The 21,491-nt window shown below is 46.4% G+C and carries 15 protein-coding genes; 6 read left to right on the plus strand and 9 right to left on the minus strand.

The window, feature by feature from the left end; translation table 11 throughout:
- The first annotated feature begins 274 nt into the window (after window positions 1–274).
- Window positions 275–1,054 (plus strand): DUF1206 domain-containing protein, encoded by a 780-nt coding sequence (locus NDI48_09075; protein ID MEP0831360.1) that lies wholly within the window; start codon window positions 275–277, stop codon window positions 1,052–1,054.
- A gap of 72 nt (window positions 1,055–1,126) precedes the next feature.
- Here NDI48_09075 and NDI48_09080 read toward each other — a convergent pair whose 3' ends face one another.
- The 3 genes from NDI48_09080 to NDI48_09090 form a co-directional block, all read right to left on the minus strand.
- Window positions 1,127–1,831 carry an actin-binding WH2 domain-containing protein gene (locus NDI48_09080; protein MEP0831361.1) on the minus strand — a complete coding sequence of 235 codons (705 nt, stop codon included), beginning with the start codon at window positions 1,829–1,831 and terminating at the stop codon, window positions 1,127–1,129.
- 200 nt (window positions 1,832–2,031) lie between these two features.
- Complete coding sequence (locus NDI48_09085; protein MEP0831362.1) at window positions 2,032–2,841, minus strand: TIGR03943 family protein; 810 nt, start codon at window positions 2,839–2,841, stop codon at window positions 2,032–2,034.
- A 196-nt stretch (window positions 2,842–3,037) separates the two neighbouring features.
- On the minus strand, window positions 3,038–4,081 hold the full coding sequence (locus tag NDI48_09090; GenBank protein MEP0831363.1) for a permease: 1,044 nt from the start codon (window positions 4,079–4,081) through the stop codon (window positions 3,038–3,040).
- Between the two features lie 777 nt (window positions 4,082–4,858).
- On the opposite strand from NDI48_09090, the gene NDI48_09095 reads away from it, so the two are divergent.
- Entirely contained in the window at window positions 4,859–6,193 is a 1,335-nt protein-coding gene (locus NDI48_09095) for an ATP-binding protein (protein ID MEP0831364.1), read from the plus strand.
- Between the two features lie 27 nt (window positions 6,194–6,220).
- Here the strand turns inward: NDI48_09095 and NDI48_09100 are convergent, their stop codons facing one another.
- Complete coding sequence (locus NDI48_09100) at window positions 6,221–7,288, minus strand: LOG family protein (GenBank protein ID MEP0831365.1); 1,068 nt, start codon at window positions 7,286–7,288, stop codon at window positions 6,221–6,223.
- Between the two features lie 13 nt (window positions 7,289–7,301).
- Here NDI48_09100 and NDI48_09105 point away from each other — a divergent pair, with 13 nt between their 5' ends.
- Window positions 7,302–7,532 carry a hypothetical protein gene (locus tag NDI48_09105; protein MEP0831366.1) on the plus strand — a complete coding sequence of 77 codons (231 nt, stop codon included), beginning with the start codon at window positions 7,302–7,304 and terminating at the stop codon, window positions 7,530–7,532.
- Window positions 7,533–7,745: 213 nt separating this feature from the next.
- Here NDI48_09105 and trxA read toward each other — a convergent pair whose 3' ends face one another.
- The 5 genes from trxA to NDI48_09130 form a co-directional block, all read right to left on the minus strand.
- Window positions 7,746–8,069, minus strand: coding sequence for a thioredoxin (gene trxA / locus NDI48_09110; protein MEP0831367.1), 324 nt, complete (start codon window positions 8,067–8,069; stop codon window positions 7,746–7,748).
- Window positions 8,070–8,463: 394 nt separating this feature from the next.
- Entirely contained in the window at window positions 8,464–9,627 is a 1,164-nt protein-coding gene (locus tag NDI48_09115) for a GuaB3 family IMP dehydrogenase-related protein (protein ID MEP0831368.1), read from the minus strand.
- 354 nt (window positions 9,628–9,981) lie between these two features.
- Window positions 9,982–11,460: a CoA-acylating methylmalonate-semialdehyde dehydrogenase gene (locus NDI48_09120; protein MEP0831369.1), complete on the minus strand. Its 1,479-nt coding sequence runs from the start codon at window positions 11,458–11,460 to the stop codon at window positions 9,982–9,984.
- 87 nt (window positions 11,461–11,547) lie between these two features.
- Entirely contained in the window at window positions 11,548–12,567 is a 1,020-nt protein-coding gene (locus tag NDI48_09125; GenBank protein ID MEP0831370.1) for a radical SAM protein, read from the minus strand.
- 37 nt (window positions 12,568–12,604) lie between these two features.
- On the minus strand, window positions 12,605–14,245 hold the full coding sequence (locus NDI48_09130) for a hypothetical protein (protein ID MEP0831371.1): 1,641 nt from the start codon (window positions 14,243–14,245) through the stop codon (window positions 12,605–12,607).
- A gap of 532 nt (window positions 14,246–14,777) precedes the next feature.
- Between NDI48_09130 and NDI48_09135 the strand changes: the two genes are divergently transcribed.
- The 3 genes from NDI48_09135 (at window position 14,778) to NDI48_09145 (ending at window position 21,090) form a co-directional block, all read left to right on the plus strand.
- The gene (locus NDI48_09135; GenBank protein ID MEP0831372.1) at window positions 14,778–16,268 is read left to right on the plus strand and encodes a DUF697 domain-containing protein; all 1,491 of its coding nucleotides are present in this window, start codon (window positions 14,778–14,780) and stop codon (window positions 16,266–16,268) included.
- 1,152 nt (window positions 16,269–17,420) lie between these two features.
- Window positions 17,421–19,880, plus strand: coding sequence for an ATP-binding protein (locus tag NDI48_09140; GenBank protein MEP0831373.1), 2,460 nt, complete (start codon window positions 17,421–17,423; stop codon window positions 19,878–19,880).
- A 106-nt stretch (window positions 19,881–19,986) separates the two neighbouring features.
- Entirely contained in the window at window positions 19,987–21,090 is a 1,104-nt protein-coding gene (locus NDI48_09145; GenBank protein MEP0831374.1) for a response regulator, read from the plus strand.
- Window positions 21,091–21,491 lie beyond the last annotated feature (401 nt).

Here is a 21,491-nt window from a genome sequence, read left to right on the forward strand (position 1 = left end):
AATCACCAAGCTCTAATTACTCCTCACTTCGTCTTTCTTAAAAAACAATTCTCTTTAGTTACTAAGAAAGCCAATTTTAGGGAGGGATGGCTAAAAGTACTGAATTACATCAGTAAAGTTAAGCATTGGGATAGATGCATTCATCATTTACTAATTGGTAATCTGCACATATAAGATCAAGCGCGAGGCAGGACAGATGACCTGATCGAGAGTTGCTTTTCCACTCTTGTTGAGTAACTTGCAAGGTTACTGCAAAGCCTCTAAGGAGGAAAAAATGTGGGTGGAAAGACTAGCGCGATTGGGCTATACCGCGAAGGGAATTGTATATGCAATTATTGGAGTGTTGGCAGTACAAGCTGCCTTTGGCACAGGTGGTAAAACGACCGATCAAAAAGGTGCTTTAGGAGAGATTGCCACACAACCATTTGGCAAGTTCTTGTTAGTGTTAATGGCGTTGGGTTTAATTGGATATGTGATTTGGCGGTTCGTTGAGGCTGTTCAAGACCCCGAACACAAAGGTAATGATGCTAAAGGTTTGGCAACACGTCTTGGTGCGGGGATTAGCGGGATAATTTATGCAAGTTTAGCCTTTAGTGCGCTTCGGCTAGCGATGGGTTCGGCTGCTAGTAGTAGTAATTCAACCCAAGATTGGACAGCACGCTTGATGTCGCAACCCTTTGGTCAATGGTTGGTTGGTCTTGGCGGCGCTTTGGTCATTGGTCTTGGCTTTTACCAATTTTACAAAGCCTACAAAGCCAAATTTCGTAAACATTTGAAGTTGCAGGAAATGAGTCCTACCGAAGAAACTTGGGCGACGCGCCTGGGTCGATTTGGCGAGGCCGCACGAGGCGTTGTCTTTGTGATTACCGGTTTTTTCCTGCTAGAGGCTGCACGTCAGTCAGATCCAAACCAAGCGCGAGGACTGGATGGAGCATTACAATCTTTAGCACAGCAGCCATATGGCCCTTGGCTATTGGGAATTGTTGCCCTTGGTCTTGTGGCTTATGGAATTCATATGGGGGTACAGGCGCGATATCGTCGGATCAATGCCTGAATCAAGCTGATAACTCCATGGGAGTTTAGAGAATTTAGATTTTGCGATTGGGTGCTGGTAACTGACCAGCAACTAACGAGCACCAAAAATTTCTCCCAAGGCTTGAAAGATATCTAAATAAAAGTTTCCCTGCATTTCACGAAATAATTCAAACGGCGAGTTTGGTCTGCCAAAGAAAGGCCGTAACGTCCAGGCCAACTGTGTACCCACAAAAGCATAAAGAATCAGCCAAAAGCGTAAAATACTCATTCGAGTTTTTAGCCCTTCCTCATCCTCTTTCGACAATAGCTGCATTCCTTGATAAAGGAACTTCACTCCTATAATTCCTGTGATCGCCAAAATCGCTACATTCAATAACTTAAAAAACTGGTAATTATAGGTTGTAATGAGAAAAAATAGCGTAATTGGTGCAAAACTAAAGAGTAAAACACTAATCACAGCGGCAGCCGTCAGGAGCATGACAAAATGCTGTCCTGCCGTTTTCCTCGAACCAAACAGAATATTGAAAAAGTATAAGGTAGGAAAACAAATGATTAGGGTGATTAAGTAGAGTGAGGGAAGTTTAACGGCAGAGGATAAGGCTTGTGCCCAACCATTAAATGAGCCAATAATCGCACCATAGAGGGCAAAAAAGAGGGAACTACAGATGAGCAGAGCCGTACTCTTGCTGCTCAGCTTGACACCGGAACGAATTTCTTCCAGAAATGCGGTGCGATCGCGTAAGAGACCTATTAAGACGCTAAAAGATTTCGTCGCTTGAGATTGACGTTCTATCATCTGCCTGTCACCTAGAACCTAAGGTTAGTTTTAGCCAGAGTTTTCCCTCACCAAAAACCACAAGAGTGACGAGGCGTTTTCCGGAATCTCCCTATTTTTGTGTCCTCTGTGCCTGGAGTGGTTGATTAAAAATAGACTGACGAGGCACATCGAGTAGGCTGCGGAGATTTTGGCGGGTCAGTTATTTTTGCCGGGGTGAACTAGTAATAGTAAGGATTGGCTGGTTTGGCAATTTTTTTGAAGGAAGTCGCCTCAATCACTAGTTGGCGTTTTCCATCCAGAGTTTCGGTAATCATTCGACCTTCCACTTCTTGCCAACTGTCAACGGGATAGGCATCGCGATTGCCATTGAGCTTGACGGGTAATGCAACGGGGTAAGCGTCTGCCGCACAGCAGGTAATCACAAAGCGGGAAATTAACAGATATTGTGAGGGCTGATTGGGAGGATAAACCACAAAGCCTTGGACTTTCACCGGTTGACCTGTGTAGGCATCAGGTTCGGGATAAACCGCAAGCGTCCGTACCCATTCAATCAGCGATCGCTCCTCTGGTCTACTGTTACTGCGAAACGATTGGGGTTGCGTTCGTGTCATGGTGACCGATTCCGTGACACCTCGCTGAATAGCCGTCTGACTCGCAAATACTTGGGGTGTTATCACTAAGCCCAAAATAGCAGCGGCTAATAGCAGAGTCGTACTCCATCCAGGGGGAAACAAGCTGATGTGTTGACCCACTGGCATCATCGGTACCCGTCCGGCAGCCTGTTGACGCACCTGATTGATCAGCTGGGATATTCTCAAAGCTGCCAGTATTAATAGGGCAATACCGGTGGCAACCACCAACCCAAAATAATTCGGGTGAATCAACAAACTTAACTGACCCATCAGCCAATATTTCAGCATCAAAATGCCCCAAGCTGCCAGAGCCAAAATATCTAATAGGGGGAGGAAAAGGTTTTGAAATTGAGGGCGCTGCTTCCGAGGCCGCCTTGAAGTTTGATTGGAACTCATAAACTTCGGTCGTAAGTTAAAAGGTCGTCAGTTAAAAAGTTGTTCGCGTAGCGTTTCCCGAAGGGATAGGTTAAAAGTTAGAGAGTTTCAAAGCATCAATCCGCTAAGGGGCTAACTTGTCAATCTGGCAACTTTTAATTCCGTTTCGGACGAATGGCAAAAGCTAGATTTGAAGGGGTTCACCCCACAGCAAAAATTAACTAATCCGCAGATTAACAAATAAGGTCAACAAAAATGTTAACTGTGCCGCTAGACCAAAGATATAAAAAATTGCCCTTGGCTTAAACACCGATAACATCAAACCGATCGCCTTGAGGTCAATCATCGGACCGAGTACCAGGAAGGATAACAAAGAGCCACTGGTAAAGGCGGAGGCAAAGGCGAGAGCAAAGAATGCATCCACGGTGGAACAAATGGACACAATGGTTCCCAACAGCATCATCGCCAGAATCGACGTAACTGGCCCTTGGCCTAGGCTGAGGATGACTTCACGGGGGACGGCGACTTGAATGGCTGCGGCGAGCGCACTTCCCAATACCAAGACTCCTCCTAACTCCCGCAACTCTTGCACCGTATTTTCTATGACGAGACGCAGTTTGTAGCGTAACGGTTTGCTGCGTTTCGTACCCAATAATGATGCTTGTAAAACCGTAGTATCCATCCGTACAGGAGCACCCGGTTCACCCAGTAAAAATGAACCGGATTGTAACAGTGCGGGTTTTGATTCTTGATTACCAGAGGAGGTTTTCCCCTTTGGTTCTCGCTCGCTTGCAGGTTGCTTCATGGAGCGAGTCGTCATCGATTGCAGCAGGGGACGCAAGTCAGACTGAACACTGAAGACACAGCTAATAACAACCGCAATCCCTAAAGAAAATAGTACCCGCAACACTACAATTTCGGGTTGGTCTCGAAACGCCACATAGGTTGAAGCAATCACAATCGGATTAATCGTTGGTGATGCCAGCAAAAACCCAATGGCTACAGGGGGGGGTGCTCCTTGCAGCAGCAGACGGCGCGCCACTGGCACGTTGCCACACTCACAAACTGGGAAGAAAAGACCCCCAAAACTGCCCACAATCGCCCCTAAAAATGGGTTTCGAGGCAGCGATTCCATTAGTTTGCGCTCATCCTCGACCAAAGATAGCAGTAAGCTAGAGAGCAAAACCCCTAGGAGCAAAAAAGGGATGGCTTCGACCAGCAAACTCAAGAATAGGGTAAAGGCGTTGTTCAACTGATTCATGCGTTCGGCTTATCGGATGGTATTTTCCCCTGTAGGGAGGCGAGTTTCGCCATTGTATCGAAAAAGAATATTACTCTTTATTCAATTAATGCACTCCCTGACACAGATAAATGCAGAAAAGTTGCAACAACAGGCTTGACTATCATTGTTAAAACTGAGCTCTTTGCTGGGTGTGACGGTGACGGCAACTGTCATGTTGTGGAAGTGCAAGTCTAAGCTTGGCTGATTATAGGTGATGTTGATTTTTTTAACGATACAATGGCACTTAAGGTCATCAGGCTACAGACCACTGTTTACAGAAAGTGGCAGGTGCTATGCAGGGTGCGGTAAAGCGATCAGTTAATTGGGTAACTCGTTAGACTGGAAAAAAATTTGTTGTGATTGTGCCCTTCACGTCGGCGACAAGAGCTGTTCCTAGGACTGAAGCCCTGACTACAAATGAGTTGCCTGGGAAAAATGAATGATGATTAGCTCGCTCTCCCCTCTTTGGTTGCATCAGCTATAATTTCCCCTGTAGAAGCACAGTTCATTTATTTTTTTTATAAAGTTTTTTTTTCAATTTTGTATATTTTTTGTCTTGTATTAAGACAGAAAAATTCTGATTAAGGATAACCAAAATTTAACCTAGGCTTAGTCAGTTTAGAGATAATAAAGGCTAGAATTTTTTTAATAACTGGCTTCTAAAACACCTGGCTTGAATATCAAAATTCAATGTTAAATTAAACTTTAGAATCTGTTTCTTCTTATACAGATGATGTCAATCCAGTGGATTTTTCTATGGTTGCCTTAACGGAACCCTACAGCAAGCTACCCGTCCCATCCCAACCCAAGAATCACAATCTGCGTCTGGAGTCAACACTCCAAGAACTATCACTCTACGATTGTCAGGTTGAATGTTCTCATCTGGGTAAGGAAGTTGCACAAACCTTTCAAGAAAATCCGCTGCTACCAGGAGTGATTCTCACGGAACAGAATCAGTTTGTGGGCATGATTTCGCGGCGTCGCTTTTTGGAACAGATGAGCCGCCCTTATGGACTGGAACTGTTTTTGAAGCGCCCTCTCTATTCGTTGTATCGCTTTGCTAGTGCAGAGGTTTTGCGGCTCCAAGGTGAGACGCCGATTGTGGAAGCAGCTCGCCGTTCACTACAGCGTCCTGCTGAAATGCTCTATGAACCGATTGTGGTTGAACTGGAAGCGGGAACCTACCGCTTGTTGGACGTGCATCAGTTATTAGTGGCTCAGTCGAACATTCATGAACTGGCGACCCAACTGCTGAACGAACAGACTCAAGCTCAGCTTATTCAAACTGAAAAAATGGCAACTCTGGGACAAATGCTAGCCAGTATTGCCCATGAGATTAAAAATCCGGTTGGTTGCATTACCTGTAACTTTGAGTTTCTCTGTAACTACTGTGAGAAACTGATGACGGTTTTGTCAGCCTATGAAATTGAAATAACCGACATATCTGATAGTCTCGCTGAACTAAAACAAGACTCTGATATTGATTTCATCCTCGAAGATTTACCCAAAATTTTGAACAGTATGGGAGCGGGGTCAGATCGACTCACCAAAATCGTAGGAGGCTTGCAATACTTCTCCCACTTGAGTGAAACAAAGCGTCAGCCAGCAGACATTCATGAATGTATTGAAAATACTTTAATAATTTTAAATAACCGCCTGAACAAAGCAGATATTAAGATTCTTAAAACTTATGGTGAGCTACCGCTAGTCAATTGCTACTCCGGTCAACTCAGTCAAGTGTTCATGAATCTGATTAGCAATGCCATTGATGCCCTCAGCGATAAGCTATCTGAGCAATCGGTGGATTTCGAGACATGGCAACCTGCAATTGAGATTCGCACTGAAATTGTCGAACGATCTGCGACTGATTGGCTGTCTGTGCGGATTGTGGATAATGGTCAAGGGATGCTACCCGAAATTCAACAGCGGATTTTTGAAATGTTCTTCACCACTAAGCCAGTGGGGAAGGGAACTGGCTTAGGGTTAACCATTAGCCATCAAATCGTGACTCAGAAACATGGTGGGGAATTACTATTACGTTCTCAGCCAGAACAGGGCACAGAATTTCAGGTTCTACTGCCCCTGGATTAGGAGTAATCTACGTCCGGACGCACCCTATTATTTGAGTTCTGGATGAGTCGCTGCCGGAGAGGATGCACCCATCTGGCTAATAGTGGCGAGTAGCTGGTAAATACGCCCAAAGTCTCGCTGGTTGAAGTACAAAACTAGGCGAGGTAAGTCAGCCGTTTCGTCAGGGGTTTCTTGAGATAAAGCCTTACTTTTTTCAATCCGACCCTTGACCAAGATGTCGCTAAAATTTTCATTGAGCTGTTCAACTTGGTCATCCGATAACTCAGATTTGAGCCGAATAACGAGTAGATCGCCAACGTAGCGGCTGGAGTGATAGAGTCGATAAAAGCTATCGATCGCTTCATAAGCCACATTTAAGTCGTCGGTGACGGTGTAAAGACTTGTATCTTCCGGACTGATTAAACCGCGTTGAATTAGATGATTGCGAATATAAGCATCCCAGTCTTGCCAGTAGTTGCCACCTGGTTTATCAATTAATACTAAAGGCACTGGCCCACTTCGGCCAGTTTGGCAAAGGGTTAAACACTCAAACGCTTCATCCTGGGTACCAAAGCCGCCTGGGAATAGAGCGATCGCATCACTTTCTCCAAGGAAGAATAACTTGCGTGTAAAGAAATACTTAAAATCAATTAGCTTGGGGTCGCCTTGGATAAAAGAATTTGCCCCCTGCTCAAAGGGTAGCTGAATATTCAAGCCAAAAGACATTTCCGCACCTGCGCCTTTGTTGCCTGCTTCCATAATGCCACTACCCGCACCAGTCATAACCATAAATCCTTGCTGCACTAAATAACGTGCAAACTCAGACGCCAGCTTATATTCTGGGGTATCGGGAGCAATGCGGGCTGAACCGAAAATGGTGACTTTCCGAACATGCCTATAGGGATAAAACACTTGAAACGCCCGCTCCATATCCTGTATGGAAGCGGTTAAGATTTTCCAATCCAAGCGATCAATTTCCTCTCCAGCCAGTCGGACTAGCACAGATAGCGCCCGTTGAATCCATTTCCCATGTTGCAAAGTGGGCAGTTGGTCAATCAGTGCCGTTAACTGTGTTTGAAGTGACTTAAGGGCAGGGTCTGGAGCAGATTGAGCCATAACTTATTAACTAATGGCTCTCTATTTTATCGAGATTCGCAAGACCTATGGCAAGCATGTGTATCTTTTAACACATTATTTCGGGATGCCCTCTGATACTCAATCCGTTTCCATCACCCCCTTATTTCCCAAAGGAGGCGTGGGAGATGAGAGTGAGGATGAGGGAGTGGGGAGTGGGGCCGGAGATGAGAGTGAAGATGGGGCCAAATATGAGAGTGATAGCGTTAGCGAAGCCATTCGCTAGGGCGAATTAGCGGACACAGCGTAGCGAGTAGGAGGTTGGGGTTAGGTTATTCTGATGTACCCATGTGTAACTGAGAGCTGCAATAAGCCTAGGGTAAAGCTTACGCTGGATGCGACTCTCTTAGGTTTTATAACACTAACTATCGTTGCGATCGCTGTTATTCGAGCGCTGTGGTAATCTGTTAAGCTAACGCTTACCGCCGCTACCGATGAATTAGATATATTTTTCTAACGTATTCGCGAGAGTCGTTTTAGGGACTGCACCCACTACCATATCAACGCGCTGACCACCCTTAAAAATCATCAAGGTGGGAATGCTGCGGATACCGTACTGGCTAGCTACTTGAGGATTCTCGTCCGTGTTGAGTTTAACAACCTTGACTTTACCGTCGTATTGCTGCGCAATTTCATCCACGACAGGCGCAACCATTCGACAGGGACCACACCAGGGAGCCCAAAAATCAACTAAGACGGGAATGTCGCTTTCAAGTACGTCTTGCTTAAAGCTGGCGTCTGTAACTTGTACGGCTGCTGACATGCCTGGAAATCCTTGCGTGTACTTTGTTCTATGTATCTATGGAATTCTACCACAGCCAAAACACCGATTAGACATCGAAAAAGGTATATATTTAGACATAAATCATCAGAGAATAGCGCTTGATGATTTTCACGAATCATGCCAGAGTTCTATGCACAAAAGGAACCGCCCGAACGTAGTCGGGCGGAGTGTGGTGTGAGGAGTGAACGGAAACATGCGTCTCCGCTCTCTCTATTGTAAGCGACAGCCATAGTTTTTCTATGACTCCTTAGGGGATACCGGAAATTTTTAAGAATCGGTGTAAGCTTTAGAGCGATTGACTTTTCTCAGCCTTGAGACATAGTTTAACGCTACTGGCGCTTTGTGCTAGCAAAGCTAATCGCCGCTGAAGCAGCTATTTCCCCATTCCTAACTGCTGAGCTTTCTGGTATACTTTGCCCTCGGTCAGCAGCGAAGGGGCAATGACCACTTCAACTTGCTGCATTTCCTTGAGGTTTTTGGCTCCCAAGGTACCCATACTGGTTTTTAGCGCTCCCAAAAGATTGTGGGTGCCGTCATCGAGTTGTGCAGGACCAACGAGAATTTGTTCCAAGGTGCCAGTGCTACCCACTTGGATGCGTGTGCCGCGTGGTAAAACCGGGCTAGGCGTTGCCATCCCCCAATGAAACCCTCGTCCGGGTGCTTCTTGAGCACGGGCAAACGGTGAGCCAATCATGACGCCATCAGCTCCACAGGCAATACATTTACAGATGTCACCACCGGTGACTAAACCGCCATCGGCAATCACAGGGACATAATTACCCGTTTCATTGTAGTAGTCGTCACGAGCCGCCGCACAATCGGCGATCGCACTGGCTTGAGGCACACCCACACCCAAGACACCACGGGAGGTACAAGCTGCACCAGGGCCAATGCCCACCAGTACAGCGGCAGCACCCGCTTTCATCAAGTTAAGGGTCACGTCATAAGTGACGCAATTCCCCAAAACCACCGGCATCGGCATATCTTGGCAGAACTGAGCCAAATCGAGAGGAGTTACCGATTCGGGGGAGAGGTGAGCCGTGGAAACCACTGTTCCCTGGAGAAAAAATAGATCGGCACCGGCTTTCCCCACAATCTCGCCGTATTTTATCGCCCCGGCAGGTGTCGCGCTGACAGCGGCAATCCCGCCTTGATCTTTGATTTCCCGAATTCGCTGGGTAATCAGTTCTGGCTTAATTGGCTCAGCATACAGTTCCTGCATGAGAGTGACAAACTCTGTCTTGCCCACTGAGGCAATGCGCTCAAGTACTGGCGCTGGGTCTGCATAGCGAGTTTGAATGCCCTCTAAGTTGAGAACACCCAGCGCCCCAAGCTGGGACAACAGAACCGCCATGCGGACATCTACCACCCCATCCATCGCACTAGCGATGATGGGGATTTCTCGCTCAATGCCGCCAATGCGCCAGCGAGTATCCGCTAAACTGGGGTCTAGGGTTCTAGTCCCCGGACACAGTGCAATTTCATCGATTCCGTAGGCTCGGCGAGCACTTTTGCCCCGCCCGATTTGAATATCCACAGCTTCTAAGGTTCCCACAACCGTTTTGTGTTAGCGTATCAAATTCAAGAGAAAACTGACTCAGGCAAATGCCTCCGCCTGACAAGATTCAAAACCTGGGTGAATTTGTTATTTTACACCTACATTTTAGATTTTCGGTCGCCGCTTAAATCGGACAGAGGCCGCACAGCCGAAAACAAGAGGATATCAAGAGATATCGGGGGTTTATAAATGCGGATTTGGTATCGCACCCCTCACCAATTCGTCAGTGGCATCATAAAATTCGCTAGGTGATGGAAGCTATAAACCGCCTAGATTCGTGGAAATCTTCATCTATAGCTCAGAACTAAGGTCGTCAGGCATAAGAATATTTTCTCAGAACTGCCGCGACCAAGTTTTAGGCCAGCGCTCAACAACGACTTTCGTTTGCGTAAAAAACTCTACCGCATCTCGTCCCTGACCGTGTAAATCTCCATAAAAACTTTCCTTCCAACCACTAAAAGGAAAGAATGCCATTGGTGCAGCTACGCCAATATTAATCCCAATATTTCCCGCTTCTGCCTCATAACGAAACTGCCGCGCTGCTGCACCACTGCTGGTAAACAAACACGCCATATTGCCCCATTGACCGCTATTCACTAATGCGATCGCATCTTCTATCGTCTCTAGGTGCATCAACCCCAACACGGGGCCAAAGATTTCTGTCCGAGCAATTTCACTGTTCGGGTCTACATTTTGCAGAATGGTGGGTCGGATAAAGTTGCCTTGTTCATAACCGGAAACCTTCGGGTTTCGCCCGTCTACTAATGCAGTTGCGCCTTCATCTACTCCCTGTTGAATTAATTCCTCAATTCGAGCTTTACTTTGAGAGCTAATCACCGGCCCCATTTGTACGCCATCATCCAAACCAAAGCCTACTAATCGTGTTTGTGCAGCCGATGCGATCGCATCTGTAAACGTATCACGCGCTTCTCCTACCGTAACCGCCACAGATGCCGCTAAACAGCGCTGTCCGGCACAGCCAAAGGCACTATCGGCAGCAATTCGGGTGGTCATTTCCATATCCGCATCGGGGAGGATAATAATCGGATTTTTCGCCCCTCCCTGACATTGCATTCGCTTGCCATGTGCGGCCCCTTTGCTGTAAACATACTGAGCTACAGGGGAAGAACCGACAAAGCTAATGGCTCGAATGGTTGGGTGTTCTAAGATGGCATCGACTACTTCTTTTGCCCCATTTACCAAATTAACCACACCCTTGGGTAATCCTGTTTTTTCGAGTAATTCAAACACCTTTTGTAGGGTCAACGGGACTTTTTCTGAGGGTTTAATAATACAGGTATTCCCACAAGCGATCGCATAGGGCATAAACCAGAAAGGAATCATGCCAGGAAAGTTAAACGGAGCAATTATGGCTGTCACTCCCACCGGCTGACGAATCATCATTTCGTCAATGCCACGCGCCACATCTTCTAAGTTGTATCCCTGCATCAGCATGGGAATGCCACAGGCAACTTCTACATTCTCGATCGCCCGTTGCCACTCGGCTTTTGATTCCCCATAGGTTTTACCGCATTCTAGGGTAATCGTGCGGGATAACTCATCGATATGGTCTTCGAGTAAGAATTTGAGTTTGAACAGGTATTGGATGCGATCGGTGGGAGGGACGCGCCGCCAACTGGTGAAAGCTGTTGCCGCCGCTTGGGTAGCCGCCTCCACATCACTTTTCGGTGACAGAGGCACCTGAGTTAGTACCTCAGCAGTGGCAGGATTCACCACATTCAGAAATTCACTCGCTTGGGAGATGCACCACTCCCCATTGATGTAGTTAGGTAGGGGATTTTTATAAGACACAGCGATTCAAAGTGGGTATTGTTAAGATGCTACTACTTAGGAGGTAAGGTAAAGCTGGGGTTAAGCCACCCTTTATAGAACGTTAGATTATTGGATTTGCTCTGGCTTTATCCAACCCTTTCGCCCACAAATATTGACAGTAGCTGGACGATGTTCTTTTAGACGTGCTTTAACGTCTTCTGGTGGTGTATCGAGGATGTGAAACAACTTGCGCTTTGATAAGTAGCAAGGTGTAACCCACCCGTCACAAGTAATATTTGGCTCAACACAAGACCAACAAGTACCCGTTAAGGCACAACTGGGACTAACGGCAACCTTCGCAGTTAAGCTAGCCTTGTACAGTTTGGTGGTAAGTTCTCGCCACAAATCATGGTCTAGCACATCCTGGCTCATCAACTGTTCAGCCCGTCCCTGACTTGCAAGGGCAGAAAAGTTTATCTCTTGTACGCCCAAATTTTCTGCAAGTTGTACAAAGTGCAAACATTCAGGGGCATTGCGACGACTGAGAACAACTTCAATATTGACTCGAATCTTAGCCGCCAGCAATTCCTGAATACCAGCCAGCGTTTTTTGGAACGCCCCAGTCCCGCGAATAATATCATGGCTGTGTGCTGTGGCACCATCCAAAGACACACCAGCTACAGCCAGTTCTAATTCTGCCAATTGATGTGTCACTCCAGTTGTGATCAGAATTCCGTTTGAGCGCAACCCAATTCCGATATTGTGGGTTCGGCAGTGTGCCATTAGCTGAAATAAATCGTTTCGCACTAGAGGTTCTCCCCCAGCGAACACAATAAAAGAAATGCCAACTTCAGCTAGACGGTCAATAACGGCAAGAGCCTGTGCTGTATTTAGGCTGTGACGCTTGTAATTAACAACGTCATAACAGGTTGTGCAACGAAGATTACACGCATGGGTCACACCCCAAGTGACTGAATAAGGAAGGAGTCGTTCTTCTGGTAATCGATAGGGGGGTTCTATCGGGTTTTCCTCAGGGAATTCCTCAATATCGTAGTCTGGGTCTTCGAGTGGTTCATCATCAGGGTCAATATTGGGAAATTCTGAGGGTTCGGGCCAGCGTGTTGGCCAAGGACTGGGTGCGCCCATTGGTGATTCTCCTTTTGTCGTGCCAGCTTAATGCCTGCTACTCACTATCGAGACGATTGTCTAAAGAAAACGTATTCCATAACTCGATGCTAGATAAAAGTTTTTGTGTGTTCATAAGACGAGGGTCTTCTATCCGTTCTCTAAGCTTGGCAGCGCCTGTTGAAAATTTTTGCGCTTTCTGGATGTCTTCTTTTCGGAATAAGACCTCGGCCATTAGATGTAATGCGTTACCGTGTCCCCAAGCATAAGCCATATCTGGATCGCAGGCTAACTCCAAGGCGGTTTTTGCCTTTTTTTCAGCACTAACTAAATCCTGCCGTGATATGGCAATCCAACCAGCAGTAACGAGACAATCAATTTCATAGAGTTTAAATCCATGTGCTATCGCAGTTTTGTAGGCTTCATCAAGCGCATTTTCCGCTCCTGATAGCTGATTTTGGGCATATCTAAGTCTCGCCAAGCTAAGATGCGCCCAGCAATAAATTTCTTTTTGATTGGTTTGTTTCGCCCATTCTAGTGGATGTGCAAGATTCTGCTGTGCTAACTCATATTCACTCTTTAGTCGATAGACATCACTGAGCGCCAGTTCCGCATAGACAACCATGCTAGGCAAGTGATTGCTTCGGCGTGCAGCCCAGCGTTTTGAATAATTAAGAACTTTGAGAGCGGCATCGAGCTTGCCTAGACGAGTTAACAGGAGGGCGTAAAAGATAGCTGCTTGACCCGTTAGTGTACGGTGTCCCAGATCCAACTTATCTACATCTTTGGTTTCTTTGGGTATAAGCTGTCCCAATCTTTTTAGGCGCATTTTCGATGCTACTCGGTGATCAAACGGATCATCGCCGAGCTTGCTGAGACTAAAAGCTTCTGCCTGTTTAAAATCTGTCAGTGCTTGATGGACTTTGCTTTGCAAGGTTCGCGCTACAGCACGCCGAGCATAGGGATTAGAGCCACAATAAAGTCCCCTATCCCTACGATAGCAACGCTCACCTAGCCTTAACCTGCCAAATAAAATTTCTGATTGAGTGCCGCCCCCCATCGTAGTTAAGTCTGATTCATAAGCCTGTATCATGCCATCCGCGATTTGTTCGGCTTCCCGTAATTTGCCTGCCAGAACCAACACGTCACATAAATTCTGTCTGGCAACATATTGGTAGAGGCTTTTAGTTTCTCCGCCAGGATAATAATAGCTTTCGGAAGCAAATGCTAATTCTCGGAGTAGAGTTTCAGCTTGCTTTAATTCGCCCAGTTCCGTTAAAAATAGAGCGTGGTCATGTTTGATAGGTAAAATGCCAGATTCAGGACGATCTTTTGTTTGCGATTGCAGCCGATGTGAAATATCAGCTTGATGAAAGGGAGAAGTGAGGCGTAGACCCAATCGAAAATCTGTCTGATTTAAACCAATTTCTATGTAACCTCCTGTATAAAAACTGAATGCAAGCTCTGAAGCGTCCGACCCTAAAAATTCGTTAATAACTGCTTCCAGAATCTCAGCCTCGTTGATGCGGTTAGCTTGACCCTCGGCAAGATTTCGTAGGATAACTCCAACGCGCTCCAGCGCAAATTGATAATAGCGACAGAGGCTAATCAGGTTTAAAAGTTCTGCATCGGTGCCTTGAACGCCATAGGAACAAAGGAGCGCTTTGGCAGCTGTTGATTCGAGACGATTGATGTCCAATACCTACCTCCGTCGCGTTTATTTTCACCATTTTGCCTCTGATTTCAACTCTAGAATAACTAAAATGACTACTAAGGGACGAAGGCTATAGGTAGCTGGCAGCTGATCTTTAGATACGAAAATTAATGCGCTAAATAGGAAAATTAAGTACAAAAATCCGAACTTTCTCATAACCCTTTCTTTCTAGCCTGATTGGCTAAAAAATATCAGGAAAATGCTCACTAGAACATCGATTCATTAATGGTAGGGGCAACCTCCTCACTAAAGCTTCGGTCTTGGTTGCCCCGTCAAGGTTTTGGGGCTTTTCCCGGAGGCACTGCCCCTACGAAAAATCGTCATTTCGGCGATTACTGAATCGGTGTTCTAGAATAGGTTCCCGTTTTGGTTTTGCCCCAAGCCCGCCCAGTTATGGGATAGCTTCTTAGTATAGGAGAGGGAACACACCTGGGATTAGCATGGAAAGAGGGATACCTACCATGCGTTCTGCTTGATTGGTCTGAGTCTTGGTCGGAGTAGCTTTGGGGAGATAAAGATGGCTGTCAATTTACAGCGACCTATTTTAGTGGGAGGAGTTGGTCTATCGGTGTCACTCTGGCTGTTGCAGAGTTTTCATGACTCGGTAGGTCAACTGGGTGAGTTTGGGATGTTGGGTGCAGTCGCACTCGGCGCTGGTTTATGGTTGTTTGGCAAGAAAACCTCCAAAACCCTTGATTTATCGCTCTTGGCAGCACCGGTAGATCGGGAGGCGGTGGAAAAAGCGATCGCCAAAGCTGAAACCCTGCTCAAGCTGCTGGAAACGGAGGCCGAAAATCATGCTTCCCTTCCCCAGTTACGGCAACGGCTGACTCAGCTAACCCCAGAGTTAGACCGGCAGGAGGTACAGTTATCGGTTACGGGTGGCAAGGGTGTCGGCAAAACCAAGTTGGTTCGAGTACTGGAATCTAGCTGGTTACCCCAACAGCAACAACGTCTCAGTGTGAAAGAGACACCAGCTTTGTTTGTAGGGACGGATACCCATGTCGAGGCAGAAACCGTTGCCAGAGAAATGGCGCTTTCCTCGGATTTAGTGTTGTTTGTTACAGCAGGGGATTTGACCGATACTGAATTTCAAACCTTGCAGCAACTCAAGGCGGCGAATCAGCGAGTGATGCTGGTGTTTAACAAACAAGACCAGTATTTACCCACCGAACGAGCGATTGTGCTGCAACAGTTGCGGCAGCGGATGGCGGGACGATTGGCAGCAGAAGATGTAGTGGCGATCGCATCTCACCCTTCACCATTGAAAGTACGTCAGCATCAGGCTGATGCTTCGGTGCAAGAGTGGATGGAAGAACAAACGCCTGATCTGGCGGTACTCACGGGGCGATTAAGTTCCATTATTGCTCAAGAAGATCGGCAATTAGTATGGGCAACAACAATCCGGGAAGCAGCAGCACTGAAAGCTGAGGTGAAAGCAGCGTTGAATCAAGTGAGACGCGATCGCGCTTTACCCATCATCGAGCAGTATCAGTGGATTGCGGCGGCGGCGGCGTTTGCTAACCCGGTTCCTGCGCTGGATTTGCTAGCAACGGCGGCGATTAGTGCTCAGGTGGTGAGTGATTTAGGGGCGATTTATCAGCAAAAGTTTTCGTTGCAACAAGCTCAAGCAGCCGCTAAAACCTTGGGGAGTTTGATGCTCAAGTTGGGTTTGGTGGAAGTAACTACGCAAACCATTGGCAGCATTCTTAAAGGTAATGCCTTCACCTACGTTGCCGGTGGAGCCGTGCAGGGTGTGAGTGCGGCTTATTTAACCCGATTGGCGGGTTTGAGTCTGATTGAGTACTTCCAGGAGCAAGAGGTTAGCGAAGCCACTGGGCAAGCGTTTAACCTGGAGCGATTGGGACAGACGCTGCAAGCGGTGTTCCAACAAAATCAGAGAACAGCATTTTTGCAGGGATTTGTCAAGCAGGTGGTAGGGCGTCTGATACCGGATGCGCCTCAGCCTCAATCGGCGGCTTCTGAAACGGCGGCAACGGCTGTTTAATCTGGAATCTTTCTGTAGGGTGCGTCGTGACGCACCCTATGTTTTCCCAGCGTTTTGTCCAGATTTGGCTCAAAAAGGGGTGGCTTTTAGGGTTATACTGGTTTTTGTACTTATTCCAATCGTCTTCAATGCCAAGCCATAATTGCCGTAGTTGTTGCGGCGTCGATCAGTTTTGAATCTGACAGGCAACGGCATTGAGTCAATACCAGTAGACCGAAAACTTTTGTTTTTCAGTCGATAGCTACTTTAAATTCTGAAGCGAAGACGATAGTCATCATATATTAGCTTTTCTTAATTACATATAAACTAGCGTAAGCCTAGAAAGATCAAGTTCCATTTTTGGATTGGCTCCTATAAATAAATGGTGCTTCTTCTAGATTTGATTCTCCATAGTAGGGAATCAAGTGAAGTCAATAGCAACTTTTTGCCGTGAAGAACGGATGCCATCAGGTAAAAGGCTTTGAAGCGCTTGATTTAAATTCGATTCCAGAGAAGCTAAATTTTCATATTTTTCTAAGTGATACCGAACATCGTTACTTGTTGGAACATTTTTTAGGGACTTTGGTAGTATTTTCTATGCTATCTTTCTGACTAGCTGCTCGGATTAAAATTTCAAAGATAGTCTGCTGGCTACACTTTCCTTAAGTAGTATTGCCTGATTACAGCGGACTCAGTAATTTCTCGGATGAAATCTTAAGAAGACTCATACTAAGCTCAAGAGTTAGCTAGTCCAACATGGCGGAAATAACTGTCCAGTTGAAAAAGGTTAATTCAATTATGTCAAGAAGGGGTCTGACCCAAAACTATCTTTTTCTCAAACCCAAAACATTATTAATTACTTGAAGCGTCGATAAAAGGTATAGCAGTCGCCAAGGTGACTCTTGACTCTCGCCAAATACTGAAACCTTGACCCGTCAATCTTTTCTCTTCTGCCTACTCCTGCGGAGAACGCTGCGCGAACTGCCTTCTGCCCTCTGCCTTTTGCTATAACTTTTCGCGACAAAGCAAGTGCAAGTGCCAAGTGCATAAACAAGCCCTGCCATATCGAGGGGATGAGAGTGTTGTGTGGGAGTGCGCTCGCGCTTGGCAATATGTTAACAACTGTGTTCCTACTCACCACTTCTACCACCATCTCTTTAGGAGACAATTCCATTGAGCTACCTTGAGCCAGAAATGACCAGTACCTACGACCTGCGACTCGTCCTTTTCTCAATTTTGCTTGCCATTGTTGCATCCTACACGTCGCTAACTCTAGCGGGGCAAGTGACGACAGCCCCCAAGCGTACCCAGATCGCCAGGGTGATTGGTGGCGCACTGGTCATGGGTATCGGTATCTGGTCGATGCACTTTGTCGGAATGCTTGCCTTCTGCTTACCCGTTCCACTTACCTACAACGTGCCAAGGGTGCTGTTGTCTGTGTTAGTTACTGTTCTCACCTCCGGGATAGCTCTGTTTTGGGTAAGTCACACAAAACAGCCGAGTCTTCTTCAGTTGATGGGGGGTGGCATCGTTTTGGGGCTGGCGATCGCCTCAATGCACTACCTGGGTATGAACGCTATGCGGGTACAAGCACACATCCAGTACAACTGGATGCTTGTAGCTCTTTCAGTCGCCATTGCCATCTTTGCCTCTTGTGTGGCCTTGTGGCTCGCCTTTAAGCTTCGAGAACAAACCCCAAAATTTGGGTTGAAACTTTGCGGTGCTCTGATAATGGGAGTAGCGATTTGTGGAATGCATTACACAGGCATGGAAGCGGCTCGTTTCCTACCCACTTCGTCAGTCGAAACATCCCCATCTCCCACATTAGATACTCAGTTGTTGGCTACAGCAATTGGGATTGCAACGCTCATCATCTTGAGCTTGACCTTACTGGTGTTACTGTGCGATCAAAGAACTGCTCTCCAAGCTCTAGAGACATCACAAGAAAGCGAAAGGCGCTTGGCAACTCTCATAAAAGGTATGCAGGTTGGCGTGCTGTTAATCGGGTCGCAAACAGAAATCCTCCTGTGTAATCAGACCGCTTCTAGGCTGCTAGGACTAACAGAAAGCCAATTATTGAGCAAAACCACTACCGATCCAGATTGGCGGGTGATTCACGAAGACAGCAGTCCATTTCCTAGCCAGAACCATCCGGTACAACAAGCAATTGCTACCCGCCAACTTGTCCAAGGCGTAGCGATGGGTGTATACAATCCCACTGTTCAAGATTGGGTCTGGTTGCTCGTCAGTGCCGATCCGCAGCTAGCAGCAGATGGTAGCGTCGTGCAGGTCATCTGTACCTTTAGCGATATCACCGATCGCAAGCGAGCTAAAGACGCGCTGGCTAAGCTCAATGAAGAGTTAGAAAATCGAGTCAAAGAGCGCACAGCTCAACTAGAACAGAAAAATCAGCAACTTGAAGTTGAGATAGTCCAACGCCAACAAGCAGAAGATGCCATTCGGGAAAGCGAAGAGCGCTTTCGGCAGCTAGCGGAAAATATCCATGAAGTTTTCTGGATGTCAACTACGCATTTGAACCAGCTACATTGCGTTTACGTCAGTCCTGCCTACGAAGAAGTCTGGGGTCGAACTCGCGCTTCACTGTATGCACAAGCTACCACCTGGATAGATGCGATTCATCCAGCCGATCGCCAACAAGCAAAGGCTAATTTTCATAGTGGTATGGATCAGGAGTATCGGATTATCAAACCAGATGGTTCGATCCGTTGGATACGCGATCGCGCCTTTCCCATCAAAGACGAAACCGGGCAGATTTACCGCTTTGCTGGCCTCGCTCAGGATATAACGGTACGCAAGCAGGCAGAAGCAGAGATTTACAAAGCGTTGCAAAAAGAAAAGGAACTGAGCGAACTCAAGTCTCACTTCATCACCATGACAAGCCATGAGTTCCGCACTCCACTATGCACAATTCTTAGTTCTGCCGACTTGTTAGAACTTTACGGAAGACAATGGACTGAGGAGAAAAGACTTGAACACCTCCAACGCATTCAAACGGCTGTCCAACGGATGACCCACCTATTAGATGATGTGCTGTTACTCGGTCAAGCCGAAGCCGGAAAGCTAGAGTTTAAGCCTTCTCCACTAGATTTGGACAAATTCTGCGGCGATTTGGTAACAGAATTGCAACTGAGTACTGGCAGCAAGCACACGATCGCTTTTGTTAAGCGGGGGCAATGCACTACAGCACGCATGGATGAGAAGCTGTTGCGGCATATCTTTTCTAATTTGCTCTCTAATGCCATTAAGTACTCACTAACCAACAGCACTGTACATTTTGAAGTAAATTGCCACGATGGAGAAGCGAAGTTTCGGATTAGAGACCAAGGACTTGGTATTCCTGAAGACGACCAACAACGATTGTTTGAGACATTCTATCGAGCTAAGAATGTTAGCACTATTGCTGGGACAGGACTCGGTCTTGCCATTGTCAAAAAGTCTGTAGACTTACATGGTGGTCACATTACAGTAGAGAGCCAAGTTGGGGTTGGCACTACATTTACGGTAACGCTGCCGTTAATCGACACGGTATTGAGTCACAACGAGCCTAAAGCTTATTCTCAAAATTTTAGTATCTCCAGTGAGTTTTCTTTATCACTTCCTAGTAGTTCTTGAAAAGTGATATCAGGCGATGGCCATCTCTTTGCCGCTAAATTTAGCCATTGTCCGACTCAAAAATTTTTAACGGTTGCAACAACTTAACTGATTAGAAGCCGAACCGATGAAAAAGATTTTGATTATAGAAGACGAACCGTCAGTCCGAGCCAATATTTTAGATCTGTTGTCGGCGGAGGAGTTTAACGCGGTTGCTGCTGACAACGGTGCTACTGGCGTGCAGTTAGCCCTCTCTCATCGACCTGATTTAATTATCTGCGATGTGATGATGCCACAACTTGATGGTCATGGGGTGTTACAGGCGTTGCGTCAAAATCCCGTTACTGCCACAATTCCCTTCATTTTTCTCACGGCTAAAGTTGATAGATCTGATCTGCGTGAGGGGATGTCTTTAGGAGCGGACGATTATGTAACTAAGCCATTTAGACCCAGAGAACTCCTACAGGCGATTAATACAAGACTGGCAAAAAAAGCTGCGATAGAGAAACAACAAGCGCAAAAACTCAACGAATTGCGTAGTAGTATCACCCAGTCACTTCCGCACGAACTGCGGACTCCCCTCAATGGCATTATAGGTTGTTCAGAATTTCTAATTGCCGAATATGAAACGCTTGAACCGTCTGAGGTTCAGGAGATGCTTTCTGACATCCGGACATCGGGTCAACGATTATATCGGCTCATCCAGAATTTTTTGCTGTATGCCGAACTAGAGCTAATCGTAACTGATAGTGAGAAAGTTAAGTCGCTCCAAACTCATCACACTAGTTCAGTTAAGACACTCATTGCTTCCCAGGCAAGCCTTCAAGCTAGACAGAGCAACCGGGAAGCTGATTTGCACTTAGAACTTCAAGATACTAATGTCCAGATTTCAACCAATTACCTGAATAAGTTGGTTGAAGAACTGACACAAAACGCCTTCAAATTTTCGAGTGCAGGGACATTAGTAACGGTCACCAGCACGTTATCGAACAATACCTTTACTCTAGCGGTGAGTGACAAGGGACGAGGCATGACAGCAGAACAGATTGCCCAAGTGGGAGCTTACAGGCAATTTGAGCGTAAACTCTACGAACAACAAGGTTCTGGGTTGGGGCTGACAATTGCGAAATGCCTGAGTGAATTACACGCTGGAACACTCACAATAGAGAGCATTCCTGATGAACAAACAACTGTGCTGGTTACTCTTCCTGTGGCACAAACTACAGAGTAAAACTTCTGGCGTTTAACCTCTTGGCGCAGGCTTCATAAAGATTTATTTAATGCCTGTCTTGCCGAAAGGAAGACAGCATATCAGCGCGAAGGTCGCTCTATCAATTACTTCGACCAGCAGAACGCTTTACCTAAATTCAAGGAGCATTTTCCTGACTATAAAGAGTTAGGTTATCAAGCCTTGCAAGCAACGGTAAAGCGCGTTGACTTGGCGTATCATCGCTTTTTTCAGGCTTTAGGCAAATACCCCAGATTCAAATCATCCCGCTATTACAGGGGATGGTCTTATCGGGACTTAGACAAAAATTAAGCCCAAATAAACCCTAAACTGGCTTTATAAGCAGCAAATACGTCATGATTTAGGTTCAACCAATCAAAAAATCGAAAAGACATAGCTGTTCT

This window comes from Microcoleus sp. AS-A8 (genome assembly GCA_039962225.1).
Taxonomy (GTDB): Bacteria; Cyanobacteriota; Cyanobacteriia; order Cyanobacteriales; family Coleofasciculaceae; genus Allocoleopsis.